The 26,271-nt window shown below is 47.8% G+C and carries 20 protein-coding genes; 13 read left to right on the top strand and 7 right to left on the bottom strand.

The features are described from left to right. Nucleotides 1-6: 6 nt before the first annotated feature. Nucleotides 7-3,951, top strand: a complete 3,945-nt coding sequence (hrpA, locus tag DFP83_RS03420) for an ATP-dependent RNA helicase HrpA (RefSeq protein ID WP_110573182.1) — start codon at nt 7-9, stop codon at nt 3,949-3,951. Between the two features lie 33 nt (nt 3,952-3,984). Here the strand turns inward: hrpA and DFP83_RS03415 are convergent, their stop codons facing one another. The 6 genes from DFP83_RS03415 to ubiG form a co-directional block, all read right to left on the bottom strand. Beyond that, a complete protein-coding gene (locus DFP83_RS03415; protein WP_110573180.1) occupies nt 3,985-4,251 on the bottom strand; it encodes a GrxA family glutaredoxin in 267 nt (88 codons plus the stop codon). Nucleotides 4,252-4,355: 104 nt separating this feature from the next. Beyond that, entirely contained in the window at nt 4,356-4,619 is a 264-nt protein-coding gene (gene yfaE, locus DFP83_RS03410; protein ID WP_006955351.1) for a class I ribonucleotide reductase maintenance protein YfaE, read from the bottom strand. Between the two features lie 8 nt (nt 4,620-4,627). After that, nucleotides 4,628-5,761, bottom strand: coding sequence for a class Ia ribonucleoside-diphosphate reductase subunit beta (gene nrdB / locus DFP83_RS03405; protein ID WP_110573179.1), 1,134 nt, complete (start codon nt 5,759-5,761; stop codon nt 4,628-4,630). Between the two features lie 15 nt (nt 5,762-5,776). After that, the gene (gene nrdA, locus DFP83_RS03400; RefSeq protein ID WP_110573178.1) at nt 5,777-8,110 is read right to left on the bottom strand and encodes a class 1a ribonucleoside-diphosphate reductase subunit alpha; all 2,334 of its coding nucleotides are present in this window, start codon (nt 8,108-8,110) and stop codon (nt 5,777-5,779) included. Nucleotides 8,111-8,427: 317 nt separating this feature from the next. Beyond that, on the bottom strand, nt 8,428-9,099 hold the full coding sequence (locus tag DFP83_RS03395; RefSeq protein ID WP_110573177.1) for an HAD family hydrolase: 672 nt from the start codon (nt 9,097-9,099) through the stop codon (nt 8,428-8,430). A gap of 17 nt (nt 9,100-9,116) precedes the next feature. Then, a complete protein-coding gene (gene ubiG / locus DFP83_RS03390; protein ID WP_110573176.1) occupies nt 9,117-9,851 on the bottom strand; it encodes a bifunctional 2-polyprenyl-6-hydroxyphenol methylase/3-demethylubiquinol 3-O-methyltransferase UbiG in 735 nt (244 codons plus the stop codon). 150 nt (nt 9,852-10,001) lie between these two features. On the opposite strand from ubiG, the gene gyrA reads away from it, so the two are divergent. The 11 genes from gyrA (at nt 10,002) to DFP83_RS03335 (ending at nt 21,724) form a co-directional block, all read left to right on the top strand. Beyond that, nucleotides 10,002-12,650: a DNA gyrase subunit A gene (gyrA, locus tag DFP83_RS03385; RefSeq protein ID WP_110573175.1), complete on the top strand. Its 2,649-nt coding sequence runs from the start codon at nt 10,002-10,004 to the stop codon at nt 12,648-12,650. Beyond that, on the top strand, nt 12,634-13,719 hold the full coding sequence (serC, locus tag DFP83_RS03380) for a 3-phosphoserine/phosphohydroxythreonine transaminase (protein ID WP_110573174.1): 1,086 nt from the start codon (nt 12,634-12,636) through the stop codon (nt 13,717-13,719). Before gyrA ends, serC begins: the two co-directional genes overlap by 17 nt. A gap of 39 nt (nt 13,720-13,758) precedes the next feature. Next, nucleotides 13,759-14,859, top strand: coding sequence for a histidinol-phosphate transaminase (hisC, locus tag DFP83_RS03375; RefSeq protein ID WP_110573173.1), 1,101 nt, complete (start codon nt 13,759-13,761; stop codon nt 14,857-14,859). Nucleotides 14,860-14,875: 16 nt separating this feature from the next. Then, nucleotides 14,876-16,177 carry a 3-phosphoshikimate 1-carboxyvinyltransferase gene (gene aroA / locus DFP83_RS03370; RefSeq protein WP_275540951.1) on the top strand — a complete coding sequence of 434 codons (1,302 nt, stop codon included), beginning with the start codon at nt 14,876-14,878 and terminating at the stop codon, nt 16,175-16,177. A 118-nt stretch (nt 16,178-16,295) separates the two neighbouring features. Continuing rightward, entirely contained in the window at nt 16,296-16,988 is a 693-nt protein-coding gene (gene cmk / locus DFP83_RS03365) for a (d)CMP kinase (RefSeq protein WP_110573170.1), read from the top strand. 116 nt (nt 16,989-17,104) lie between these two features. Then, nucleotides 17,105-18,781, top strand: a complete 1,677-nt coding sequence (gene rpsA / locus DFP83_RS03360; protein ID WP_110573168.1) for a 30S ribosomal protein S1 — start codon at nt 17,105-17,107, stop codon at nt 18,779-18,781. A 28-nt stretch (nt 18,782-18,809) separates the two neighbouring features. Further along, nucleotides 18,810-19,094 carry an integration host factor subunit beta gene (gene ihfB / locus DFP83_RS03355; protein ID WP_110573166.1) on the top strand — a complete coding sequence of 95 codons (285 nt, stop codon included), beginning with the start codon at nt 18,810-18,812 and terminating at the stop codon, nt 19,092-19,094. Between the two features lie 69 nt (nt 19,095-19,163). Then, complete coding sequence (locus DFP83_RS03350; protein ID WP_110573164.1) at nt 19,164-19,448, top strand: lipopolysaccharide assembly protein LapA domain-containing protein; 285 nt, start codon at nt 19,164-19,166, stop codon at nt 19,446-19,448. Between the two features lie 6 nt (nt 19,449-19,454). Continuing rightward, on the top strand, nt 19,455-20,609 hold the full coding sequence (gene lapB / locus DFP83_RS03345) for a lipopolysaccharide assembly protein LapB (RefSeq protein ID WP_110573162.1): 1,155 nt from the start codon (nt 19,455-19,457) through the stop codon (nt 20,607-20,609). Further along, nucleotides 20,602-21,306 carry an orotidine-5'-phosphate decarboxylase gene (gene pyrF, locus DFP83_RS03340; RefSeq protein ID WP_110573160.1) on the top strand — a complete coding sequence of 235 codons (705 nt, stop codon included), beginning with the start codon at nt 20,602-20,604 and terminating at the stop codon, nt 21,304-21,306. The genes lapB and pyrF overlap by 8 nt, the downstream gene beginning before the upstream one ends. Nucleotides 21,307-21,397: 91 nt before the next feature. Then, nucleotides 21,398-21,724, top strand: a complete 327-nt coding sequence (locus tag DFP83_RS03335; RefSeq protein WP_110573158.1) for a ComEA family DNA-binding protein — start codon at nt 21,398-21,400, stop codon at nt 21,722-21,724. A 66-nt stretch (nt 21,725-21,790) separates the two neighbouring features. Here the strand turns inward: DFP83_RS03335 and rne are convergent, their stop codons facing one another. Continuing rightward, a complete protein-coding gene (gene rne, locus DFP83_RS03330; protein ID WP_241971577.1) occupies nt 21,791-24,805 on the bottom strand; it encodes a ribonuclease E in 3,015 nt (1,004 codons plus the stop codon). Between the two features lie 516 nt (nt 24,806-25,321). Here rne and rluC point away from each other — a divergent pair. Further along, the gene (gene rluC, locus DFP83_RS03325) at nt 25,322-26,269 is read left to right on the top strand and encodes a 23S rRNA pseudouridine(955/2504/2580) synthase RluC (RefSeq protein ID WP_110573154.1); all 948 of its coding nucleotides are present in this window, start codon (nt 25,322-25,324) and stop codon (nt 26,267-26,269) included. Nucleotides 26,270-26,271 lie beyond the last annotated feature (2 nt).

Below are 26,271 nucleotides of genomic sequence, written 5' to 3'. Positions count from 1 at the left end.
GCGTTTATGAGTCGTACCCCCAAAAAAACTAAACCGCTATCTGCGGAGCAAAAACAAGCGCAAAAACAGGTGCTCGATAAATTTGCCAATGCACTGGCAGAATGTACGTTAGCGGATGCCGCTCTCCTTAGAGGGCGGCTGCGTGGCAGTGTCAAAATTAAAGATGCTGAGCGACGCGCGCGCGTTCAAAGCCAAATTGAGCAGGATATCGAGGCAGCGCAATTGCATTTGCTCGCGCGGCAAGAGCAACAATTTAAACTGGATTACCCCGAACAACTGCCGGTCGCGCAGGAACGCGAGCGTATTTTAACCGCGATGCGCGAACATCCGGTGGTCATTATTGCGGGCGAAACGGGTTCGGGTAAAACGACTCAGTTACCCAAGATGTTGCTCGAATTGGGGTATGGCCGTAAAGGCACTATCGCACACACGCAACCTCGCCGACTGGCGGCACGTAGTGTCGCCGCGCGTATCGGTGAAGAGCTCGGTGATACGCAGAAGCAACAGGTCGGTTATAAGATCCGGTTTCAAGATGAGACGGCACCGACCACTGCGGTTAAGTTAATGACCGATGGTATGTTGTTATCGGAGCTACAAAACGATCCGCTATTATTGCAATACGATGCGATTGTCATTGACGAGGCGCACGAGCGAAGCCTGAACATTGACTTTTTATTGGGGGTTTTGCACCAACTTCGGCGTAAACGCCCCGATCTTAAAATTATCATCACGTCGGCAACGATAGAAACCGAACGCTTCTCTAAGCATTTTGATAATGCGCCTGTACTCACTGTAAGCGGGCGCACGTACCCTGTCGAAGTGCGCTATCGCGACCCATCGGAGCAACCTGAGGCTCAGAATGATGTTCTGGCAAGTTTATTAGATGCGGTGCAAGAGCTGCAAGCCGAAGGTCCCGGTGATATTTTGATTTTCGCCAGCGGTGAACGTGAAATACGTGATTACGCGGAGGCGATTCAGGATCTGCAATTACGTGATACGGAGGTGCTTCCTCTCTATGCGCGGTTATCGTCGAGCGAGCAGAACCGTGTCTTTCAGTCGCACAGCCAACGCCGTGTGGTGATTGCGACTAACGTTGCGGAGACATCACTGACGGTGCCGGGCATACGCTACGTGATTGACCCCGGAACCGTGCGTATGAGTCGCTATTCATACCGAACCAAAGTACAACGTCTTCCTATTGAACCGATTTCGCAAGCCAGCGCGAATCAGCGTAAAGGTCGTTGTGGTCGTGTGGGACCAGGCATTTGTATTCGTCTATATAGCGAAGAAGACTTTCTCAGTCGTCCTGAATATACCGACCCCGAGATTCTGCGAACCAATCTGGCGGCGGTTATACTGCAGATGTCAGCGATGCGGCTCGGTGATATCCGGCGCTTTCCTTTTGTGCAAAAGCCAGATGAGCGGTTTATCAAGGATGGCCTGAACTTATTGGAAGAACTCAATGCGATTGCACCCAACCGCAAGCAACAACAGCCTCAGCTAACGGATACCGGTCGACAGCTGGCACGCTTGCCGCTTGATCCTAAGCTGGCGCGTATGGTGCTCGCGGGGCATGAGCAGGGCTGCGTCCGCGAAATGCTGATCATTACCTCGGCGCTCAGTATCCAAGACCCGCGTGAGCGTCCAAGTGATGCGAAAGAAAAGTCAGACCAAGCACATCAACGTTTTGCCGATGATAATTCAGACTTTATGAGTTATCTCAATTTATGGACATACCTGCGAGAGCAACAAAAGGCGCTTTCTGGTAATCAGTTCCGTAAGCAGTTAAAGAAAGAATACCTGCATTTTTTACGTGTGCGCGAGTGGCAGGATGTGTATACCCAAAGTCGTCAAACGGCGCGTGAGTTAGGATTGCGCATCAATGAGGAGCCGGCGACCTATGAGCAGGTTCATCGGGCATTGCTTGCTGGCTTATTGTCTCAAGTAGGCTTGAAGGATGCCAAGCACGAGTACCAGGGAACCCGTCAAACGCGTTTCCATATTTTCCCGGGATCTCATTTATTTGGGCGCCCACCCAAGTGGGTTGTTAGTGCTGAACTGGTTGAAACGTCAAAGCTTTATGCACGCGTTAATGCAAAGATTGAGCCTGAGTGGATTGAACAGGCTGCAGGACACTTGGTCAAGAAACAGTATCTTGAACCACATTTTGAAGCCAAACAAGGTAGTGTCGTTGCAGACGAACAAGTGACCCTGCTTGGGCTTATACTGGTGGCGCGTCGACGTGTGCAGTTTGGTCCTATCGATCCGACTCTAGCACGACATATTTTTATTCGAGAGGGGCTGGCGCAAGGTCAAATTAAACGTCAGTTGCCTTTTATCAAACACAACCTTGATTTAATTGCGAGCGTACAGGCGCTGGAAGAAAAGTCCCGCCGCCGCGATATTCTCGTTGATGAGCAAGAGTTGTATGAGGCGTACGAGCGCCACATTCCTGAAGGCATCTACAACGAAAAGCTACTCGCAGGTTGGTGGCATAAGGCAGCGAAATCTGAGCCGAAGTTGTTGTTCTTTAATCGCGACGATTTGATTGATGCTGATACCAGCCATATCACCGAGCAAAGTTATCCCGAATTCTGGCGACAGGGTAATCTGAAGTTACCGTTAAGCTATCACTTTGAACCGTCAGCACAGGATGATGGTGTCTCAGTGAATATTCAGTTAGCTATCCTTAACCAAGTCGAGAATGTGGGCTTTGACTGGCATATTCCAGCATTACGTGAAGATCGTATAACGGCATTGATTAAATCACTGCCAAAGCCGATTCGCCGTAACTTTGTGCCCGCGCCTAATTTTGCACAAGCGGTGTTTGCGGATATTGAGCCAGGCGAACTGACTATGCTCGAGGCCATGTGCAAGAAGCTACTTCGGATGACCGGTGTGCGTGTTGAACCCAGCGATTTTAAGCCTGAGCAAATTGATGCTCATTTGCAGATGAATTTCAAAGTGCTAGATGGCAAAAAACTCGTACGTCAGGGTCGAGATCTCACGGTTTTAAAGAATGCCTTATCGGGTCGAGTACAGGAGCGCCTTGATAAAACGGCGGGCCAAGATGTTGAGCGTGAACCTTTAGAAACGTGGTCTATTGATGATTTACCCGAGGTGGTGAGCGAGAAACAGCATGGCTTTGAAATGCGCGCTTATCCAGCGGTGACGGTAACGGCAGACAAGCAATTGCAAGTACAGATGTACGATCATCAGAAAGAGGCTGAGCGCGCACATGCACGGGGTATTCGTGCGTTAGTGCTTAAGCAAGTGCCTTCACCCATCAAGTATTTGCAGAAGAGCTTGTCTAACAAAGCCAAGCTGGCAATGTATTTTAATCCATGGGGCAAGGTGGATGCGCTCATCGAGGACTGCATTGATGCAGCGGTAGATAATATTTATCAGGATTTTGTTGCTGAGCATGAGGCGGTGCGCTCAGCGTCAGCTTTTAATGCCTTGGTGGAAAAAACGCGGGGTGAACTGAATGAACGCGTTGAGCTCATCGCGCAACAGGTGGAGCAATGCTTAATTCGCTCGAACGACTTAAAGAAGCAGTTGAAAGGTAAGATCCCATTAGATCAGATTCAATCGCGTGGCGATGTGCAAAAGCAGGTTGAATCGTTAGTCTACCGCGGCTTTGTTTCCGATGTGGGCGCTGAGCGCTTACCCGATATTGAGCGCTACTTGAGTGCTTTACAGCGGCGTTTGGAAAAATTACCTGAAAACCCAAATAAAGATCGGGTCGCGACCTTGATGCTGGATGAGTTAACCGAGAGTTATCAAGCTTTGGTAAAACGCTACCGTAGTGTTGTGCCAGCCGAAGTACGAGAAATTTATTGGATGATTCAGGAATTGCGAGTTTCGTTGTTTGCTCAGACGTTGGGGACTAAATATCCGGTTTCTGAAAAGCGTATCAAGCAGGCGATTAACGAAATAAAGGCACCCTAGGGTGCCTTTACTTTGCAAACTTAATTGAAAGAATTAAGCTGCGTATAAACCTAGATGCTCTTTAGCGTAGGCTTCAAATTCGGTAAAGCCACCCACGTGGGTTTCGTCTACGAAAATCTGTGGCACGGTGTGCACTGGCTTACCTACGGTTTTCTCGAGATCAGCTTTAGTAATACCTTCCTCGTGAATATCGACATAACGGTAGTCGAAATCATCACGGTCAGCTTTTAGTTGCTCAGCAACGTCTTTAGCTCGAACACAAAAGGGACAACCGGGGCGACCAAAAATAACTGTAAACATAAATAATCCTCGAATCCTTGAATTTGCGACCATTATCCATATTTTCTGGGTGCTCGACAATGTATCACTGCGATGAGGGTTATCGGTTTTTCCGAACACAGCTATCAGTGTTCTATGTCTAAGTCCGATTCGGGAACACAACAGCAGGGTAGGAAGTCACCTTTACGTACGTAGGCGAGGGGATCCGTCAAATAGCGAACTGAGCCACTTTTGAGCTTAGAACGGCACGCACCGCAAAAGCCACTTTTACAGTGGTAATGAACCTCTAACTGATGCTTTTCGAGTGCATCGAGTAAGGTACCTTCTGAAGCGTCAACGGTCAGCTCGTGCTGACCGTTGACTTTAACTTTAAACAGTTTTGCTGTCATTGGACGCGTTAAAGGTCAAAGTCGCCTAAATCTGAGGCATCCACGCTACTGTCGATCTGACCGACCAAGTAAGAACTAATTTCAGCTTCCTGTGGCGCGACTTGCACGTTATCTGAGACTAAGTACTTATTCATCCAAGGCAATGGATTCGAACGACGCTCTGGGAATGGCGCATCATAGCCGATGGCTTGCATACGCAAGTTAGCAATGTACTCGACATATTGGCACAACATGCTCTCGTTTAAGCCAATCATCGAGCCATCTTTAAACAAGTAGTGTGCCCATTGCTTTTCTTGTTTAACCGCGGTCATGAAGATTTCATAGGCTTCATCGGCGAGCTCTTCAGCGATCTCTGCCATTTCTGGGTCGTCTTCACCGTCTTGCCAAAGATTGATCATGTGCTGAGTCGAAGTCAGGTGCACGTTTTCATCGCGCGCGATAAGGCGAATAATCTTTGCGTTACCTTCCATGAGCTCGCGCTCTGCAAATGCGAAAGTACAGGCAAAGCTTACATAAAAACGAATCGCTTCTAATGCGTTAACCGAGTTGATGCATAAGAACAGCTTCTTCTTGAGCTCACGACGAGTCACGTTGTGCTCTACACCTTCGACGGTGACTTTACCTTCGCCATGGGTTTGCCAAAGCTGCGTGTAAAAAATTAAATCGTCGTAGTAACGAGAAATATCATTAGCGCGGAGCTTAATTTGATCATTAATAACGATATCTTCGAAGATTTCACTCGGATCACTAAATAAATTACGCAAAATATGCGTGTACGAACGTGAGTGAATAGTCTCAAAGAACGACCAAGTTTCAATCCATGTTTCGAGCTCAGGGAGTGAAACAATCGGAAGCAGGGCAATATTGGGGCTGCGACCTTGGATTGAATCAAGCAGTGTTTGATATTTCAAGTTAGAAATAAAGACATGCTTTTCGCTGGCGGTTAGTTTGTTGAAGTCGACACGATCTCGACTCACGTCGACTTCTTCTGGACGCCAGAAGAAGCTTATCTGTTTTTCGATAAGCTTTTCAAAAATACTGTGTTTTTGTTGGTCGTAACGTGCAACGTTGACCGAGTTCCCAAAAAACATGGGTTCGGCCAACGGGTTAGTTTGTTCTTGGTTAAACGTAGAATAAGACACGCAAATCGCTCCTTATTAAATCTTGCACGCACCGCCTGCGCAATCATCGTCTTCTTCAATCACTACCTCAGCAGGGCGATCGGTTTGCTTACGTTGACGCTTTTGTTCAGCGGAAATATCGGATTGGTTATCAGCCGCACCGTCACGCGTATTGTGATAGTAAAGGGTTTTAACACCCATCTTATACGCTGTTAAAAGATCCTGAAGCAGCTGCTTCATCGGCACCTTGGCACCATTAAACTTGCTTGGATCGTAGTTGGTATTGGCTGAGATTGTTTGATCGACGAATTTCTGCATGATGCCGACCAGTTGCAAGTAACCCTTGTTGTCAGGGATCTGCCACAATAGCTCGTAGTTGTTTTTCAAGTTTTCGTAATCAGGTACTACTTGCTTAGTCACACCGTCTTTTGACGCTTTAACACTCACAAATCCGCGCGGTGGCTCAATGCCATTTGTCGCGTTAGAAATTTGTGACGAGGTTTCAGAAGGCATCAATGCCGATAGCGTTGAGTTACGCATACCGTGCTCTTGGATGTCTTTACGTAACTGATCCCAATCAAGGTGCAGTGGTTCAGAGCAGAATGCGTCTAAATCTTTTTTATACGTATCGGTCGGTAAGATACCTTTAGAGTAGGTTGTCTCATTAAACTTAGGACATTTGCCTTTCTCTTTAGCCAACTCCATTGATGCTTTCATCAAATAGAATTGAATCGCTTCAAAGGTACGGTGTACGAGACCGTTCGCCGAACCATCGGAGTATTTAACACCATGCTTCGCCAGATAGTAGGCAAAGTTGATAACACCAATACCGAGGGTACGACGGTTCATGGTGGCGTTGTAAGCTGCTGGAACCGGATATTCTTGATAATCCAGTAGGCTATCAAGAGCGCGCACCGCTAAGTCAGCTAGCTCCTCGAAGTCGCTGAGTGATTCGATTTTACCTAAGTTGAACGCTGACAAAGTACATAGTGCGATTTCACCTTCTTCGTCATTGACGTGACGGAGTGGTTTAGTCGGTAGCGCGATCTCTAAGCACAGATTGCTCTGACGCACAGGCGCGACTTTTGAATCGAACGGACTGTGAGTATTACAGTGATCGACGTTTTGCACGTAGATTCGACCTGTGCTCGCACGTTCTTGCATAAAGAGACTAAACAATTCGATCGCTTTAATGCGCTTTTTACGAATGCTTTCATCATTTTCGTATTGAACGTATAACCGTTCGAACTCTTCTTGGTCCTCAAAGAATGCGTCATATAGACCAGGTACATCCGATGGGCTGAAAAGTGTGATGAAATCATCCTTAACCAGACGCTGATACATTAACCGGTTGAATTGCACGCCGTAGTCCAAGTGACGAACACGGTTCTCTTCAACGCCGCGGTTGTTTTTAAGCACCAACAGGTTTTCGATCTCAAGATGCCACAGCGGGTAGAACAGGGTGGCAGCACCACCACGCACGCCGCCTTGTGAACAGCTCTTCACTGCTGTTTGGAAATACTTATAAAACGGGATACAGCCAGTGTGGAAAGCTTCACCATTACGGATAGGACTACCGAGCGCACGAATACGACCGGCGTTGATACCAATACCAGCGCGCTGAGAGACATACTTAACAATGGCACTTGCGGTGGCATTAATCGAATCAAGGCTATCGCCTGTCTCGATCAGTACACAGGAGCTGAATTGACGTGTTGGTGTGCGCACACCCGACATGATGGGGGTCGGCAGCGAAATCTTAAACGTTGACGTCGCGTCATAGAAACGCTTGATATAATCCATACGTGTCGATTTAGGATAATTGGCAAAAAGACACGCAGCAACGAGTATATAAAGGAATTGTGCACTCTCATAGATATCACCAGTCACGCGGTTCTGCACGAGATACTTGTTCTCTAATTGCTTCACCGCAGCATAAGAGAAGTTCATGTCACGCCAGTGGTCGATAATTTCGTCCATCTGGTCAAATTCTTGCTCGCTAAAGTCTTCTAGTAGGTGAGCGTCATAGCGCTTTTCTGCAACCATTTTTTTGACATGGTCGTATAGGCGAGGTGGCTCAAACTTGCCATAGGCGCGTTTACGCAAATGGAATATCGCTAAACGTGCAGCCATGTATTGATAGTCAGGCGCTTCTTCTGAAATTAAGTCGGCTGCTGCCTTAATGATGGTCTCATGAATATCTTCGGTTTTTATCCCATCATAGAACTGAATATGCGACTTAATTTCGACTTGAGAAGCAGAAACATTATTTAGGTCTTCTGCTGCCCACATGATGACACGATGAATCTTATCTAAATTCAGTGGTTCGCGTTGACCACTGCGTTTGGTGACGAAAAGTTGCTCGTTCATTTTAGCGCCGACTCTTAGCTGTTTGTTATAGACTTGTGGCCACAAGATATTGTGTAATTTTCGGTCTGTACACCAAATGAACACAATATCTAGTAGTCGATGTGATACAGGCATACTAGATACAACCCGCACATCGATCAAGTATATTTAGTACTAAATATTAGCTTAGATCGGCTTGAAATTTTGCAAGCGCTTATCGCGCATAGGCTTGCGTGAAAGTGTAAAAATTATAATTTTTTAGTTGAAAAAAACATGACTTTAGAAACAACCGTTCTATGAAAAAAAGGTGTAATAAAAACTATCAAAAAATGAACGACTTAGTCTGTATATTCCGATAGCGCCAACAACTCTAACAGCGCGTCTGGACGTTCGATGGTGTAATCAGCCAACCATTGTTGAGGTTGGTCATTGCTGGATATATAACCGTATTCAGCCAACACCGTCACCATACCAGCATCACGGCCTGCAATGATGTCGCGCTCAGCATCACCCACGTAAATACAGTCTTTGGGATCAACGTCGAGTTGTTCAGCAGCATAATAAAGTGGTTTAGGAGAGGGCTTGGCAACCTCTAAGGTGTCTCCGCAGACGACCACCGAAATACTTTGTAAGGCTTCAAATTGTGCTATTAACGGATGCGTTAAAAACTCAGGCTTATTGGTAACAATACCAATTTTGATTTGATGGCGGCGTAAATTGCTTAGCAATAACTCAATACCATCAAATAAGCGGCTGTAGCGCGCTAGGTTCTCACGGTAAATCTCTAGAAAACGCGGTTTAAGCGTGAGTAGGGTGTCGTCATCGAGTTGGGTTAAACTCAATAACCCGCGTGACCCATGCGAGGCGACTGGAGTAAATACTTCCGCTGGGATTTCTGGCAGGTTATTCTCTCGGCAGACTTCATTGAGTGCGAATCCCAAATCCGGTGCCGAGTCTAATAAAGTGCCATCAAGATCAAATAATACTGCGGCTACCGGATGTGTATTCACTCTGCGTCCTTATACGGTTAACGGTTAGGCTTGTACAACGCAACGATATAGTTAACATCGACATCGTGCGGGTCGATCATAAAGCCTTGAAGCGGTTTATATACGATGCCACTCATTTTCATCGCTTGCAATCCATGTCTATCAGTCATCCGCAGCAGTTCTGACGGCTTGATAAAACGTTGATGCTGGTGAGTGCCTTTGGGGACCCAACGCAAAACATGCTCAGCGGCTACGATGCCTAGCAGCCAAGATTTCACATTACGATTTAAGGTCGAGAAAACCGCATAACCGCCCGGTTTCACTATATTACATACAGCACTGACAATCGAAGCGGGGTCTGGTACATGCTCAAGCATTTCTAAACAGGTGACAACATCAAATTGCTCTGCATGGGTTGCTGCGAAATTCTCGGCACTGACTTGCTGGTAGTCGATACGCAGTTGCGACTCGAGTGCGTGCAATCGTGCGACTTCTAGTGAGTCGTGTGCAAGGTCAATACCGGTGACTTGCGCGCCTCTGCTCGCCATACCTTCGGTCAATAAACCACCACCGCAGCCAACATCAACAACGCGCTTATTGAATAAGCCACCCACTTGCTGTTCAATAAAGGTCAATCGCAGTGGATTAATTTGATGTAATGGTTTGAATTCGCCTTCGGTGTCCCACCACCGTGAAGCAAGGGCAGAAAACTTTTCGATTTCGTTTTCGTCGACATTATTGCTAAGGGCACTTAAAGAAGGTCGTTCTGACATGTGCTAGAGGTTCCAAATTGGATGAACTTCTGTAGAGTTTACATCAGTGGGCGTTTTTGAAAAAGAGGGTGCGTGATCACCCCGTGACGGGTACAATACCTGATTAATTATAACAACGATTAAGTATAGCTTGAGTTTAGGGATACATATATGAGCGATCTGGCTAGAGAAGTCTCACCCATCAATATCGAGGATGAATTAAAAAGTTCTTATCTTGATTACGCGATGAGCGTGATTGTGGGTCGAGCGCTTCCAGATGTTCGGGATGGTTTGAAACCCGTGCATCGTCGCGTACTGTTCGCGATGAATGAATTGCGGAATGACTTCAACAAACCCTATAAAAAGTCTGCCCGTGTGGTGGGTGATGTTATCGGTAAGTATCACCCTCATGGCGACAGTGCGGTTTATGACACCATCGTACGGATGGCACAACCGTTCTCGCTACGTTACACCTTGGTTGATGGTCAAGGTAACTTTGGTTCGGTGGATGGCGACTCGGCAGCTGCCATGCGTTACACCGAAATTCGGATGGAAAAAATTGCCCATCAGTTGTTAGCCGATCTCGATAAAGAAACGGTCGATTTTGTTGATAACTATGATGGTACAGAACGTATTCCAGATGTTCTGCCTACCAAAGTACCAAACTTGATGGTAAATGGCTCATCAGGTATTGCGGTTGGTATGGCAACCAACATTCCTCCACATAACCTAACTGAAGTAATCAACGGCACCTTGGCGTTGATCGATAATCCTGAAATCAGCATTGAAGAGCTGATGGAATATATCCCAGGACCAGATTTCCCAACTGCAGCAAGTATCTCAGGCCGCTCGGGCATTATAGAAGCCTACAAGACCGGTCGCGGTCGCATCCACTTGCGTGCAAAAGCGGATGTTGAGGTCGATGAGAAATCAGGCCGTGAAAGCATTATTGTCAGCGAGATCCCGTATCAAGTGAACAAAGCCCGCTTGATCGAGAAAATTGCCGAGTTGGTGAAAGAAAAACGCCTTGAAGGCATTAGCGGATTACGCGATGAATCAGATAAGGACGGTATGCGTATCGTTATCGAGATTCGCCGTGGAGATGTCGCTGAAGTCGTTCTGAATCATTTATATGCGAACACCCAAATGCAAGTGGTGTTTGGTATCAATATGGTTGCCCTTGATAAAGGTCAACCTAAGTTGTTTAACCTCTATCAAGTATTAGACGCCTTTGTCCGTCACCGTCGTGAAGTAGTGACTCGCCGCTCAGTTTATGAACTGCGTAAAGCACGCGAACGTGCCCATATTTTGGAAGGTTTGGCGATCTCATTAGCGAACATCGACGAAGTTATTGAACTGATTCGTCGCTCGCCTACGCCAGCAGAAGCTAAGCAAGGCTTGGTTGCGCGTGGATGGGAGTTGGGTAATGTTGCGGCCATGCTGGAATCAGCAGGCGTTGATGCAGCACGTCCTGAACATTTACCAGAAGAGTTTGGTATACGTGACGGTAGTTATTACCTGACCGAAGAACAAGCTCAGGCGATCCTTGACCTTCGTTTGCATAAGCTAACAGGCTTAGAGCACGAGAAGATTTTGGACGAATACAAAGGTCTATTGAAGCAAATCGAAGAGTTGCTCCATATCTTGCGCTCAACTGCGCGCTTGATGGAAGTGATTCGCGAAGAGCTGGTGGATATCCGTGACAACTTTGGTGATGCACGTAAAACCGAAATCACCGCGGCTGCGCACGATATCAGCATGGAAGACCTAATCAATGAAGAAGACGTTGTGGTAACACTGTCTCATGAAGGCTATGTTAAGTATCAGCCATTGACTGAGTATGAAGCGCAACGCCGTGGCGGCAAAGGTAAAGCAGCCACTAAGATGAAAGACGACGACTTCGTTGAGCGTCTGTGGGTTGCCAACACGCACGATACCATCTTATGTTTCTCGACCCGCGGTCGCATTTATTGGATGAAGGTCTATCAGTTGCCGTTAGCGAGTCGCGCTTCACGCGGTAAGCCTATCGTTAACTTGTTACCACTTGAATCTGATGAACGCATCACTGCGATTCTTCCGACCCGTGATTACCCAGAAGATAAGTTCGTCATCATGGCAACTAAGCACGGTACGGTTAAGAAGACACCACTGCCTGAGTATTCTCGTCCACGTAACGGCGGTATTATTGCGCTTAATCTGAATGATGGCGATGAGCTTATTGGCGTTGATATTACCGACGGCGAGCAAGAAATTATGTTGTTCTCTGATGGCGGTAAAGTGGTTCGCTTTAAGGAAGACCAGGTACGCTCGATGGGTCGTACGGCCACAGGTGTACGTGGTATTCGTTTAGAAGAGGGACAAAAAGTCGTTAGCCTTATCGTTCCCGGCTCATACGAAGAAGAGCAGCAAGCGGCGATTTTGACCGTGACGGAAAACGGCTTTGGTAAACGTACATTGGTCGAGGAGTACCCGACTAAGAGCCGCGCAACCAAGGGTGTTGTATCGATTAAAGTCAGTGAGCGTAATGGTGCTGTTGTCGGAGCGATGGAAGTCGTAGATGGCAACGAAATTATGCTGATTAGTAACAAGGGTACCTTAGTACGCACGCGTGTTAATGAAGTATCCATGGTCGGTCGTAACACACAAGGTGTGCGTTTAATCCGCACCGGTGATGACGAACAAGTGGTTGGTCTACAACGCATCGATGAGGTTGATGACGAAGACCTTGAGGCTGCCGTTGTGGAAGGTGAGGTAGCAGAAGTGGCTGATGACAATCAGGCTTCTGATAATGCCGAGGCGAACGATGAGTCAGATCTTTAACTTTTCTGCCGGGCCGGCGATGTTGCCGGCCGAGGTGATGCTGCAAGCACAGGAAGAGTTCTTACAATGGAATGGTACGGGTGTGTCGGTGATGGAATTTTCACACCGAGACCCTGCATACGTGAAAATGGCACAAGAGGCTGAGCAAGACTTGCGCACGTTGCTCAATGTGCCAGATGATTATCATGTCTTGTTTTTGCAAGGTGGTGGTCGTGGTCAGTTTTCTGCGGTGCCACAGAACATTGCAGCAAAAACCGATACAGTTGATTATCTCGATTGCGGGACGTGGTCGGGGTATGCCATTCGCGAAGCGCAGAAGTATGTCAGCCAGGTTAATGTGGTAGGCGCTGCTCAGCAAACAGAGCAGGGCAAACGTATTCAGCCCGCGAGCGAATGGCAGTTAAGCGATAACGCACGCTACTTCCACTATTGCCCAAATGAGACAGTGGATGGTATCGCAGTGCACGACATTCCCGATGTCAACGCGCCGATCGTTGCCGACATGTCATCGAATATTTTATCCGAGCCTTTGGATGTCAGCCGTTTTGGCGTGATCTACGCCGGCGCGCAGAAAAATATTGGTCCTTCAGGATTCGCGATTGCGATCGTCAAGCAGTCACTGTTAGGTCAACCGCAGCCTGAAGTAAGCTCAATTATGGATTATCAATTACAAGCAAACGATAATTCTATGTATAACACGCCGAATACCTTCGCTTGGTATCTATCGGGCTTAGTCTTCAAATGGCTTAAGCGTCAAGGCGGTTTAGCGGGAATTGGACAACTCAATCACCGCAAGGCATCAGCGTTGTACGATTATGTTGACGCATCTGACTTCTATCGAAATGAAGTCCATCCTGACTATCGCTCGATTATGAATGTACCCTTTCAATTGGCGGATAGTGAGCTCGATAAGATTTTTCTGGAGCAAGCTAAAAACGCCGGCCTGGTCGGTCTCAAAGGTCATCGATTTGTCGGCGGTATGCGAGCCAGTTTATATAATGCAATGCCGTACGAAGGGGTCGAAGCATTGATTGATTTTATGCGGGAGTTTGAACGAACCCACGGCTAAATCGGCTGATTAAATAAAGAATAAAAAGAAGGAAAGAGCATGGCAAAGTTTGATGCAACGCAAATGGCAAACCCGGGTGTTCGCGAGTTACAACCGTATCAAGCGGGTAAACCGATGGACGAGCTGCAGCGTGAACTGGGCTTAGACAACGTGGTTAAGTTAGCGTCTAATGAAAACCCTTTGGGTATTAGCGCACGTGTTAAAGATGCACTTCAGGCCGAAGTCGACGATTTAATTCGTTATCCGGATGCCAACGGCTTTTATCTAAAAAGTAAGATTGCCGATAAGTTCTCTGTTGCAGCAAACCAAGTCACTTTGGGAAACGGCTCGAACGACGTACTTGAACTGCTTGCTCGTACATTTGTGAATGAGCAGCATGAAGTTATCTTCTCGCAGCATGCTTTTGTGGTTTACCCACTTGTGACCAAAGCGATCGGTGCAACGCCCGTGGCCGTGCCGGCAAAGGATTATGGTCATGACTTAGATGCGATGTTAGCGGCTATCACACCGAAAACACGCATGATTTTTGTGGCTAACCCAAACAACCCAACCGGCACCTTTCTCAGCACCGAGGCGCTGTATAACTTTATCAAGCAAGTGCCTGATAACGTGTTGGTTGTGCTCGACGAAGCCTATTATGAATACATTCCATCGGATGAACGCGCACCCTCAATAGAGTGGTTAGCGGAGTTTGATAATTTAGTGGTTACGCGAACGTTCTCAAAGGCCTACGGTTTAGCAGGTTTACGGGCAGGCTTCTCAGTGAGTTCTGCAGCGATTGCCGATCTAATGAACCGTATTCGTCAGCCTTTCAACGTCAATGCGCTGTCGTTAAAAGCGGCGGAAGTTGCATTGGATGATGACGAGTATTTGGCACAAGCCGTGCGCGTTAACGCAGAAGGCATGCAGCAGCTCGTTGGCTTCTGTGAGCAACACGGATACAACTACATTCCTTCTTATGGCAACTTCTTGACCATCGAAGTTGGTGCAAATGCTGCTGAGATTTATCAGAAATTGTTACATGAAGGCGTTATTGTACGTCCAGTCGCGGGCTACGAATTGCCTAATCATCTTCGCGTAAGTATTGGGCTCCCCAAAGAAAATCAAGCGTTTATCGAAGCGATGGAGCGCATTGCATAATAAAGGTACTAAGTTGTTGAATTTACCTGATCCGTTACACCTTGCCACTCGAACAGGGTGTAGCGGTACTATCACGTTACCTGGGTCAAAAAGTATCTCTAATCGCGCGTTGCTCATGGCGGCGCTGTGTAACCAACCCGTGACCCTTAAGAATGTCCTCGAAAGCGATGATACAGCACGCATGCTCGAGGCCTTACAAATACTCGGCGTCACCATTACTCGCAACGAATCAGATCCTTCTGAATACCAGCTGCACGGGTGGGGTGGTCGTTGGCAGCCTCGTCATGATGAACTGTTCTTGGGTAATGCGGGTACCGCAGTGCGACCTTTGGTTGCGGTTTTAGCGGCATCCTTGCGCGAAGACCAAGCAATGCGTCTGGATGGCAATGCGCGTATGCGAGAGCGGCCTATCGCGGCACTGATCGATAGCTTAACAGCAGCGGGTGCTGATATTGCTTGTCATGCCGAGCCGGGTTTTCTTCCGCTTACCATCAGGGGAGGCCTTAGCGGCGGTGAGGTGCGTATTGATGGCAGTGTCTCGAGTCAATATATCTCGGCGCTTTTAATGGCGTTGCCTTTGCTGCCGCAAGACAGTGAACTGATGCTGGTCAACGACGTCATTTCCGTCCCTTACATTGATTTGACCTTGGCGATGTTACGTGACTTCGGTAATCGCATTCGCAAACTCAGCGATCGTCATTACGCCATTGCCGGTGGTCAGCAGTACCGCTCACCTGAAACCTATTTTGTTGAAGGCGATGCCAGCGGGGCAAGCTATTGGTTGGGCGCGGCAGCAATCAGTGGTGGACCGATAACAATATATGGTGTCGGTAAACACTCTATCCAGGGTGATGTGCGGTTTGCCGAGCTTGTCCAGAAAATGGGCGCTACCGTGGAAATGCTTGAACATGGTATTCGGGTATACCGCGAAGGCGCGTTGAAGGCGATCGATGTCGATTGTAACGATATTCCAGATGCTGCTATGACACTTGCTCCGATGGCGTTATTTGCGCAGGGGACAACAGTCATTCGCAATGTGGCGAGTTGGCGGGTAAAAGAAACGGACCGCCTTGCAGCAATGGCGACTGAATTACGCAAGGTCGGAGCGCGTGTTGAAGAGGGCGCAGATTATCTGAGTGTAACACCTCCCGAGCAGTGGCAACACGCCACCTTAGACACGTACGATGATCACCGCATGGCGATGTGCGGCGCATTAATTGCGTTTTCGCCAGTTGGTGTAAGCATTAATGATCCGCAGTGTTGCTCTAAAACGTATCCTCGGTTTTTTGAAGAGTTTTCACGTCTTTGTCACGATTGAAATATAGCCTTACGTCAAACTTTGATGTAAACAGCGCGTGACAAAAGATGCAAAATTTTCACAAATCAGTATAATTGCGCGCTTAAATCTGCAAAGAGCAGGGCAAATAGAGGAATTTATGGCGACTCGCGTACCCGTAATTACAATCGATGGGCCTAGTGGCTCAGGCAAAGGCACTGTGAGCCGTTTGTTGGCCGAGAAGTTAGGCTGGCACCTTCTTGATAGTGGCGCAATTTATCGTGTTTTGGCGTTAGCCGCGATTCACCACGATTTTGAGCCTGAAGAAGAAGAGAAGCTTGTCACGTTAGCTTCACACCTGGATGTGAAGTTTGAAGCTGAAGAAGATAAAGGCTTGACGCATATCATCCTCGAAGGTGAGGACGTTACCCTGACTATCCGTACCGAAAGCGTCGGCAACATGGCATCGAAGATCGCAGCGTTACCGCGGGTTAGAGAGGCGTTATTGCGCCGCCAACGCGGTTTTAAAGAGTTGCCAGGACTCATTGCTGATGGTCGCGATATGGGCACCGTGGTGTTCACTGACGCCGATGCCAAAGTATTCTTAACCGCCTCAGCTGAGGAGCGCGCACAACGTCGCTTCCTACAATTGAAGGAAAAGGGTTTTGATGCTAATATTGACCAATTAATAACCGAAATAAAAGAGCGCGACGATCGCGACACACATCGTGCTGTCGCACCGCTAAAACCGGCTGATGATGCGCTGTATATCGATTCAAGCGACAAAAGCATCGATGAAGTGGTCGACACGGTTATGGAGTTTGCTCACAGCAAACTGTCACAAACTAGCTAGCTGGTCTTAAGACGAGCTATTTAGGGACCTGCTGTAAGGATACGTGCAGGTGATTTTAATAACCCCGCTGAACAGGATGTCCAGTGGATGTCATCTAAAAAGTGAAGTTAATACATATGTCAGAAAATTTTGCACAGCTGTTTGAAGAGAGCCTGAAAGAAGTCGAAACTCGTCCGGGTTCTATCGTTAAAGGTACTGTCGTTGCGATCGAAAAAGATCTTGTTTTAGTTGACGCAGGCCTGAAATCTGAAAGTGCTATCCCTGCCGAACAATTCCGCAATGCAGACGGCGAGCTTGAAATCACTGTAGGTGATGAGATCGACGTAGCATTGGACGCGGTTGAAGACGGTTTCGGTGAAACAATTCTTTCACGCGAAAAAGCTAAGCGCTATGAAGCTTGGCTGCAGCTGGAAAAAGCATACGAAGATAACGCAACTGTTACTGGTATCATTTCTGGTAAAGTTAAAGGTGGTTTCACTGTGGATCTTGGCGGCGTTCGTGCGTTCTTGCCAGGTTCATTGGTTGACGTACGTCCAGTACGTGAAACTGCACACCTTGAAAACAAAGACCTTGAATTCAAAGTTATCAAGCTTGATCAGAAACGCAACAACGTTGTTGTTTCTCGCCGCGCAGTTATCGAGAAAGAGAACAGTGCAGAGCGTGAAGAGTTGCTTGAGAACCTGCAGGAAGGTCAAGAAGTTCAAGGTATCGTTAAGAATCTTACCGATTACGGTGCGTTCGTTGACCTTGGCGGCGTAGATGGCTTATTGCACATCACCGACATGGCTTGGAAACGTGTTAAGCACCCAAGCGAAATCGTTAATGTTGGCGACGAAATCACTGTTAAAGTACTTAAGTTTGATCGCGAGCGTACTCGTGTATCACTTGGTCTTAAGCAGCTTGGCGAAGATCCATGGGCGGATATCGCAAACCGTTACCCAGAAGGCACTCGCCTTACTGGTCGCGTGACCAACTTGACTGACTACGGCTGCTTCGTTGAAATCGAAGAAGGCGTTGAAGGTCTTGTACACGTGTCAGAAATGGATTGGACTAACAAAAACGTTCATCCTTCTAAAGTGGTTAACTTGGATGACACTGTTGAAGTTATGGTTCTTGAAATCGACGAAGAACGTCGTCGTATTTCTCTTGGCCTTAAACAGTGCAAACCAAACCCATGGGAAGAGTTTGCTAAGAACCACAACAAAGGCGATAAAGTCTCTGGCAAGATCAAGTCAATCACTGACTTCGGTATCTTCATTGGCCTAGACGGCGGTATCGACGGTTTGGTTCACCTTTCAGACATCAGCTGGAACGCGACTGGCGAAGAAGCGGTTCGTGATTATAAGAAAGGCGAAGAAGTCACTGCAGTGGTTATGCAAGTCGACGCAGAGCGCGAGCGTATTTCTTTAGGCATCAAACAGCTTGAAGAAGACCCGTTCAACAACTTCTTAGCAGCGAACAAGAAAGGTTCTATCGTTAACGGTACAATCACTGAAGTAGACGCTAAAGGCGCTAAAGTTGAATTAGCGGACAGCGTTGAAGGTTATATCCGTGCAGCAGACATCTCACGTGAGCGCGTTGAAGACGCAAGCACTGAGTTGAACGTTGGCGATAGCGTTGAAGCTCGCTTCATGGGCGTGGATCGTAAGAACCGCACCTTAAGCTTGTCTATCCGCGCGAAAGACGAAGTTGAAGAGAAAGAAGCAGTTGAACAAGTGAACAAGCAGCAAGAAAGCTCTGGTATTAACAGTGCTATGGCTGACGCGTTCAAAGCTGCTAAAACCGACGATTAATTAAATCTTGAGCGAGGAGGTTGGAAAGATGACAAAATCGGAGTTGATTGAGAAATTAACACTGAAGTTCTCGGACCTTCCTCCGCGAACGGTCGAGTCTTCTGTAAAGGATATTCTCGAGCAGATGATTCAAAGTTTAGCAAAAGGTCGTCGCATCGAGATTCGGGGCTTTGGAAGTTTCTCACTTCATTATCGCGCTCCGCGTGTCGGACGTAACCCCAAAACCGGAGAACGGGTTGAGTTGGACGGTAAGTACGTTCCTCACTTTAAACCGGGTAAAGAGTTACGGGAACGCGTCGACAATTTTAATTAGTTTGCGTTCGTTCGTTGAAAACGGCATGCTATACTGGCATGCCGTTTTTATTTATATGAGGCTCGGAACGTGCTTAGACGGATATTAATATTTGTTCCCATCATCCTCTTGTTTTTGCTGGCTCTCGCGTTTGGTGCTCAAAACCCCACTGCGGTCAGTGTTAACTTCCTAATCGCAAAAGCTGATTTTTCGGTTGCGGGTTTAGCCGCCATATTTTTAGCTATGGGTTTTGCCATAGGTTTGGTCTTACTCACGCTATATGGCATCAAATGGCGCATAAGAAATGCCAAGCTAGAAAGACGTTTAAAGCGAGCTGAGCAAAAGGCCACTGAAATACGTGAAAAGCAGTCGTAACCGCTTATGTTAGAGCTGTTGTTTTTACTCCTTCCAGTTGCTGCCGCCTATGGTTGGTTCATGGGGCGTAACAGCGTGCGCTCAGAGGAACGTAAAGAGCAACAACAGTTTTCAAAAAAATATGCGACCGGATTAAATTTATTACTATCCGATGAACCCGATAAAGCCGTAGACCTCTTTGTCGAATTATTAGATGTCGATAGTGACACTCTCGAGACACACTGGACGCTAGGCACGCTGTTTCGGCGCCGCGGTGAAGTCGAACGTGCTATTAAAATCCATCAAAATCTTATCAATAGAAGCAATATCACTGAATATGACCGACTCAACGCAATGTTTGAGTTGGGTAAAGACTATTTGTCTGCGGGAATATACGATCGTGCAGAGCAAATGTTTACGCGTTTGCAAAACCATAAGTTATTTAGAAATGCCAGTCGCCACTATCTGCTTGAACTGTTTCAAGCAACCCACGACTGGGATAAGGCAATAAAAGTTGCTCTAAGACTCAATCGAGACGATCACATAGAGACGGTGGTTGGGCAGCTGTACTGTGAGCTGTCATTAACAGAACAATCGATAGCTAAACAAATAAAATTTTGCAAAAAAGCTCTTAAGTACGATAAACAATGTGTCCGAGCGAGCATTTTGCTTGGGCAGATCTATGCAGGTCGCGATCAAATGCGCGAGGCTATCCATTGTTACGAATTTGTCCTCGAGCAGGACAAGCAATTTATCCGCGATGTACTGCAACCGCTAAAAGCATGCTATATGAGTTTGCATGATGAAGCCGGTTATATCGAATTTCTCAACCGCTGCGTTGCTGCAAATGCCGGCACCAGTGCCGTTATAGAACTATCCGAATATTTATTCGAAAACCAGGGTGGGGATGCCGCCGAGCGCTTTATTCGCTCAGCGATGGAGCAGCATGCAACCATGCGGGGCTTTCATCAGTTAATGGATTTCCACATACGCGCTGCCGATGTCGGTAATGCTCGCGAGAGTTTACGTATGTTGCAGAAAATGGTTTCTGAACATATAAAACAACGCCCGAGTTACGCATGTCGCCAGTGTGGTTTTTCTGGGCAAACACTCTATTGGCAATGTCCCTCGTGTAAAACATGGGGCTCAACTAAACCCATCAAAGGATTAGACGGTGAATAATAAAAGCTTACCCTTGATATACGTCGCACTCGATTTTGAAACCGCAGAAGAAGCGCAACAATTGATTACACAGCTGGACGCAACACAAGTCGGCTTAAAAGTGGGCAAGGAATTGTTCACTGCTGCGGGTTCAGAATGGGTGCGTCGTTGGGTAGAGCAGGGGTTTTCAATATTTCTTGACCTTAAGTTTCACGATATCCCCAACACAGTGGCTAAGGCAGTGGTGCAAGCAGCACGTCTCGGTGTTGATGTTGTTAATGTGCATGCGTCGGGCGGGCGTAACATGATGGAAACGGCAAAAGCCGCGTTAGTAAAAGAACCCCATCAACCGTTATTAATCGCGGTAACAGTCTTAACCAGCATGAGCGATGACGATCTCCTCGAGATAGGTGTCCAACGCTCAGCACAGGAACAAGTTAAGGCGCTTGCTGAGTTGACCCAATCAGCGGGATTAGACGGTGTTGTGTGCTCAGCACAAGAAGCGACATTGTTAAAGTCAGCGTTGGGCGCGTCCTTTAAATTAATGACCCCCGGTATTCGTCCAGCGGGCAGCCAACAAGATGATCAAAAACGTGTAATGACACCTGAACAGGCGCAGCGCGCGGGCGTCGATTATATGGTGATTGGTCGACCTATTACTAAGGCGGCTGATCCTGCTCAAGCTGTGTCAGACATCCTTGCTTCGTTAGCGTCGTAATAACGTAATTAGGCAATCTCTCCTCCCAAATTTTCTCCAGTTCACTATGCTTGTTGCGCTGAATTGCTCAGCGTAGCAAGAGGAGAAAGCAATGTTACGTAAAACTCTATTATCGGCTGCAATTATTGCGGCCTCAGGACTTGCCGTTGGTAAAGCTGCGGTAGCGGCGCCAACAATTACCGCACCGACACCCTATGTGCAGTCTGCCGAAAGTAAGACTGATAAACTGAATATCAACACCGCAACGGCGGACCAAATTGCAAATGCAATGGTGGGGGTCGGTCAGTCGAAAGCTGAAAATATCGTTAAGTTTCGCGAGCAGCTAGGAGGCTTTAAGAGCCTTGAACAGTTACTTGAAGTGAAAGGTATCGGTCAGCGAACATTGGATAAAAACCGCGCCAAGTTGACACTTGAATAGCTTGAGCAATCACAAAAAAGGCTGCCCTTGGGCAGCCTTTTTATCATGGTGCTTAGCCAATATCTGCTAGCTTGAGCACTTAGTCATTTCAGCCTGTGCTGATTTGGTTGCCGATGCAATCGAAGCAACACGTGCCGATTTGGTAAACGGCTTACGTGATTCAGCTTGAGCGATTGGCAAGGCGCTGAACTCAGAGGCACGTGCTTGGGCAGAGGCTTTTGTCATGCCCGAGAACGCTTTTCCGCCCTTAATCTGTGAGGGCAGTACCGGTTGAACCAGAGCTTTGTCTTGTTGACTACTCTCTCTCTCTTGCTTGCGACGTTGTCCTGCAGCACGCATGTGGCGTGGCGAACGACGCGAACGATTACGCTCTTTCGGCGCGCTGTCGGATGTTGGCGCGGCCGCTGGTGCCGATGCCTGTTCGGTTGCTTGAGTCGGCAGGTGCTCTTCTGCCTGCGACGCAGGTGTTTCAGCAACCTCAGGCGAGACTGGCTCAGCAGCGGGGGCTTGCTCTTCGCTCTCGGCAGTAGGCTCATCACTCTGCTCAGGCTCTGGCTTCGCCTCATTTGCTTCAGCCGGCTTGACGTCAGCTACAGCGTCATTGCGTTGAGCGTCGTCAGCAGGTTGTTGCTCGGCCTTGGGCTCTGGCGTCGGCTCCGACTCTGAAACGACTTGAGTTTCGTTGTTCGACGCCTGGGTTGCTGCATTTTGCGTTGAAGTATCGTCCGCTTCTTGCTTAACCAGCTCCGCAGCGGCTTGCATGCGCGGATCCATGACCTTCTTCTTGATAACATCGACCGATACATCATCGGCAGGTGCTTTCTCAGCCTGCGGCTTACCATCAACCGTTGCCTCTGCTTGCTGAGTCGGTTCAGGTTTCGGAGCTTTTTGCTGCCCCGTTTCTTCTTGGGCTGTAGCTGCATTGCCTTTAACGCGCACAGAACGCTCTAACTTACGAGGCTCACGACGCTTCTTCGGCTGTGTGTCACGCTTTTCTTGTGGCTCATTCTTCGCTGTATCGACCGCTTGTTCGTCAACAGGGTTGTTGGCTGTATCCGGTTGCTTATTAGCTGCCTGATTTTGATTCTGGTTGCGGTTTCTGTTGCGACCACGACGATTACGGCGGTTCGAATTCGGACGACCCTCAGCGTTGTTGCGCTCCGTTTCTGATTTAGCCTTGTCATTTGGCTTGCTTTCAGCTTCGGTGTTTGGTTTTTCAGCGTCACGCTTGTTTGGCGAACGATTATTGTTGCGACGACCGTTATTACGGTTGTTACGACGTTGATTGTTGCGACCACGACGCTGCTGGTTGTTGTTATCGCGTTGCTGGGTTTCCTGTGGCTTTTCTTCAGCCTCATCTGTGCCCAACAATTTACTTAACCAAACACTAATACGCTTTAATAGCGAAGGTGTCTCCGCTTTCACTGAAGGTCGCGCTTGTTGCTGTGGAGCAGGTGCCGGTGCTGGTGCAGGGGGGGCACTCGGTGCCTGTAAACCTTTCAAGGCAGGTTCTTCAAGTTGCTGACGCTCTTTAGTGAGCGTAATAGCAACGCTTTCTTCGGGTTGTTCAGGCTTTTGAACTTGATTGAAGCTTGCCGTTTCTGGCACCTCATCATCACGAATACGGATAACATCAAAGTGAGGCGTATCCATATGGTGATTGGGGATAATAACGGCTTTAACGTTGTGGCGCTCTTCGATCTTAATAACCGATGCGCGTTTTTCGTTTAACAAGAATGTTGCGACGGATACAGGTACCTGTGCTTGAACTTGGACCGTGTTGTCCTTGATGGCTTCTTCTTCGATTAAGCGCAGAATTGACAACGCAAGTGATTCGCTTGAGCGAATAGTGCCTTGACCACTACAACGAGGGCATACCGCATTGGCCGACTCGCCTAATGACGGACGCAAACGCTGACGCGACATTTCAAGCAAGCCAAAGCGTGAGATACGAGCGACCTGAATACGCGCACGGTCATGCGCTAGACTGTCACGCAAGCGGTTTTCGACCTCGCGTTGATGTCGTGTCGGAGTCATGTCAATAAAGTCGATAACGACCAAACCACCCACGTCCCGCAGGCGCAACTGGCGTGCAATTTCTTCAGCAGCCTCTAAGTTGGTTTGAAAAGCCGTTTCCTCGATGTCGCCGCCTTTTGTGGCGCGTGCCGAGTTAATATCAATCGACGTTAATGCCTCGGTCGGGTCGATGACAATCGAGCCACCCGAAGGCAAACGGACTTCGCGTTGAAATGCCGATTCGATTTGGCTCTCAATTTGGTAATGACTGAACAAAGGCACATCGCCTTCATACAACTTAACGCGGCTGACAAAGTCAGGGCGAATCAGTTGAATGTGATCGCGGACTTGTTCGAACACTTTCTTGCTATCAATTAATACCTCACCGATGTCACGGCGCAAGTAGTCACGCAGCGCTCTAAAAATTACGTTGCTTTCTTGGTGAATCAGAAAAGGAGCAGAGCGTTTGCCAGCGGCTTCCGTGATAGCACTCCAGTGATGAATCAGGACATTTAAATCCCATTCCAACTCTTCTTTTGATTTGCCAACACCTGCGGTACGAACAATCAGTCCCATTTCTTTTGGCACATTAATTTCGCTTAATGCGTCTTTCAATGCCGAGCGCTCTTCGCCTTCGATACGACGAGAAATACCGCCAGCGCGGGGGTTGTTAGGCATTAGCACCAAATAGCTACCGGCAAGCGAGATAAAAGTAGTTAACGCAGCGCCTTTCTGGCCACGTTCTTCTTTATCAATTTGGACAATAACTTCTTGGCCTTCGCGCACAACATCTTTGATATTGGGGCGACCATTGAATGTGTAGCCGTCGGGGAAGTAGGTTTTAGCAATTTCTTTGAGAGGTAGAAAGCCGTGGCGCTCGGCGCCGTAGTCTACGAAAGCAGCCTCTAAACTCGGCTCGATGCGGGTGATTTTACCCTTGTAAATATTGGCTTTCTTTTGTTCATGACCTGGGCTTTCGATGTCTAGATCGTACAAGCGCTGACCATCAACCAGCGCAACACGCAACTCCTCGAGCTGCGTGGCATTGATTAACATTCTTTTCATTTTAGTGACTCAATATTATTGTGCCACTGGTAAGCGTATAGCGGTAGCAGACGTGCTTTACTTCTTTGACTGATTGTACTTGGGGTTCTTCAGGAACCTTGCATGGCCACCCGTTGCGTTCATTTCGACTGAATATAACGTGTGCCTCAAACTATTCTTTATCTGATTGACTGTCTGTCTTCAAATCCGCTCCTCGAAACAAACGGTTATCGAGGGCTACGCTACCAAGTAGCGTTAATTACAAACGTAGCTCGCTAACAAAACTATCTCCAAAGCAACCCTGTGCATTCGAAATCTCGGTTTACCGTATCTCGACGTAGGGACGGAGCATGGTTTGTAGCCAACTACACGATTAATGTCGTCTCAAACCAGCCACTGAGTGTGCGCCTCATAAGGCCGCTGATAGATACTCAGCGCGGCATAAAATTTGACACTTCATTAAATCACAAATCATGCACGCAAGACAAGCACGTTTTTTTGTGCACACGCAACCAAAGTTGATGTTAAAATAGCGCCATGAACACAGAATTCAATCAAGTGCAGTGGCACGACGTTGTCAGCGAGGAAGCTGGGCAACGTATCGACAACTTTTTAATCGCTCGACTGCGGGGTGTCCCGAAGTCGTTGGTTTACCGTATTTTACGAAAAGGCGAGGTGCGGGTTAATAAAAAGCGTACAAAACCCGATTACAAGATTAAGGCAGGTGATGCGATTCGAATCCCGCCTGTCAAAGTCGCGCCTAAACCTGACTTGCCATCGCCCAAGCTCGAAAAGGTTGCCGAACTCGAGCAGGCGATCGTCTTTGAAGATGATGCATTGATGATTGTCAACAAACCATCTGGCCTTGCGGTTCACGGTGGTTCGGGCTTGAGTTTTGGCCTAATCGAGGGTTTACGCGCATTACGCCCAAATGACACAGCATTGGAATTGGTGCATCGACTGGACCGAGACACCAGTGGTTTATTAATGATTGCGAAAAAGCGCAGTGTATTAAAAGCATTGCATGCGCAACTTCGTGATAAAGAGATGAACAAACAGTACCTTGCTTTAGTAAGGGGCCAGTGGCAAAAAAATGTGCGTAGCGTTGAAGCGCCATTAAAAAAGAACACGCTAAAGTCTGGTGAGAGGATCGTGCGCGTCGATGTGGAAGGAAAACCGTCTCATACGCGCTTTAGAATTAATCAACGTTACGCTGAGGCAACGCTCGTTGAAGCTTCACCGGTAACAGGCCGTACTCATCAAATACGCGTTCATGCCTTACACGCGGGGCACCCGATTGCGGGTGATCCTAAATATGGGGATGCACCGTTTAATGAGCGCATGCAAGCGGGCGGTCTTACGCGGCTATTCTTGCATGCTTGGCAGTTATCTTTTAAGCACCCCGTGAGCGAAACAACCGTTTCATTTGAAGCACCGCTAGATGATGCTTTGTCGGGCATCCTTGATAAGCTGACACGCATCTAACC

It is taken from the genome of Idiomarina fontislapidosi, from assembly GCF_003226255.1.
Classification (GTDB): Bacteria; Pseudomonadota; Gammaproteobacteria; order Enterobacterales; family Alteromonadaceae; genus Idiomarina; species Idiomarina fontislapidosi.
This window is presented reverse-complemented; position numbering and strand designations above follow the sequence as displayed.

Excerpts from the sequence above, each read along its gene's own strand:
- hrpA (WP_110573182.1), top strand. The coding sequence starts at position 7 with ATGAGTCGTACCCCCAAAAAAACTAAACCGCTATCTGCGGAGCAAAAA.
- DFP83_RS03415 (WP_110573180.1), bottom strand. The coding sequence starts at position 4,251 with ATGTTTACAGTTATTTTTGGTCGCCCCGGTTGTCCCTTTTGTGTTCGA.
- yfaE (WP_006955351.1), bottom strand. The coding sequence starts at position 4,619 with ATGACAGCAAAACTGTTTAAAGTTAAAGTCAACGGTCAGCACGAGCTG.
- nrdA (WP_110573178.1), bottom strand. The coding sequence starts at position 8,110 with ATGAACGAGCAACTTTTCGTCACCAAACGCAGTGGTCAACGCGAACCA.
- ubiG (WP_110573176.1), bottom strand. The coding sequence starts at position 9,851 with ATGTCAGAACGACCTTCTTTAAGTGCCCTTAGCAATAATGTCGACGAA.
- gyrA (WP_110573175.1), top strand. The coding sequence starts at position 10,002 with ATGAGCGATCTGGCTAGAGAAGTCTCACCCATCAATATCGAGGATGAA.
- serC (WP_110573174.1), top strand. The coding sequence starts at position 12,634 with ATGAGTCAGATCTTTAACTTTTCTGCCGGGCCGGCGATGTTGCCGGCC.
- hisC (WP_110573173.1), top strand. The coding sequence starts at position 13,759 with ATGGCAAAGTTTGATGCAACGCAAATGGCAAACCCGGGTGTTCGCGAG.
- cmk (WP_110573170.1), top strand. The coding sequence starts at position 16,296 with ATGGCGACTCGCGTACCCGTAATTACAATCGATGGGCCTAGTGGCTCA.
- rpsA (WP_110573168.1), top strand. The coding sequence starts at position 17,105 with ATGTCAGAAAATTTTGCACAGCTGTTTGAAGAGAGCCTGAAAGAAGTC.
- ihfB (WP_110573166.1), top strand. The coding sequence starts at position 18,810 with ATGACAAAATCGGAGTTGATTGAGAAATTAACACTGAAGTTCTCGGAC.
- lapB (WP_110573162.1), top strand. The coding sequence starts at position 19,455 with ATGTTAGAGCTGTTGTTTTTACTCCTTCCAGTTGCTGCCGCCTATGGT.
- DFP83_RS03335 (WP_110573158.1), top strand. The coding sequence starts at position 21,398 with ATGTTACGTAAAACTCTATTATCGGCTGCAATTATTGCGGCCTCAGGA.
- rne (WP_241971577.1), bottom strand. The coding sequence starts at position 24,805 with ATGAAAAGAATGTTAATCAATGCCACGCAGCTCGAGGAGTTGCGTGTT.
- rluC (WP_110573154.1), top strand. The coding sequence starts at position 25,322 with ATGAACACAGAATTCAATCAAGTGCAGTGGCACGACGTTGTCAGCGAG.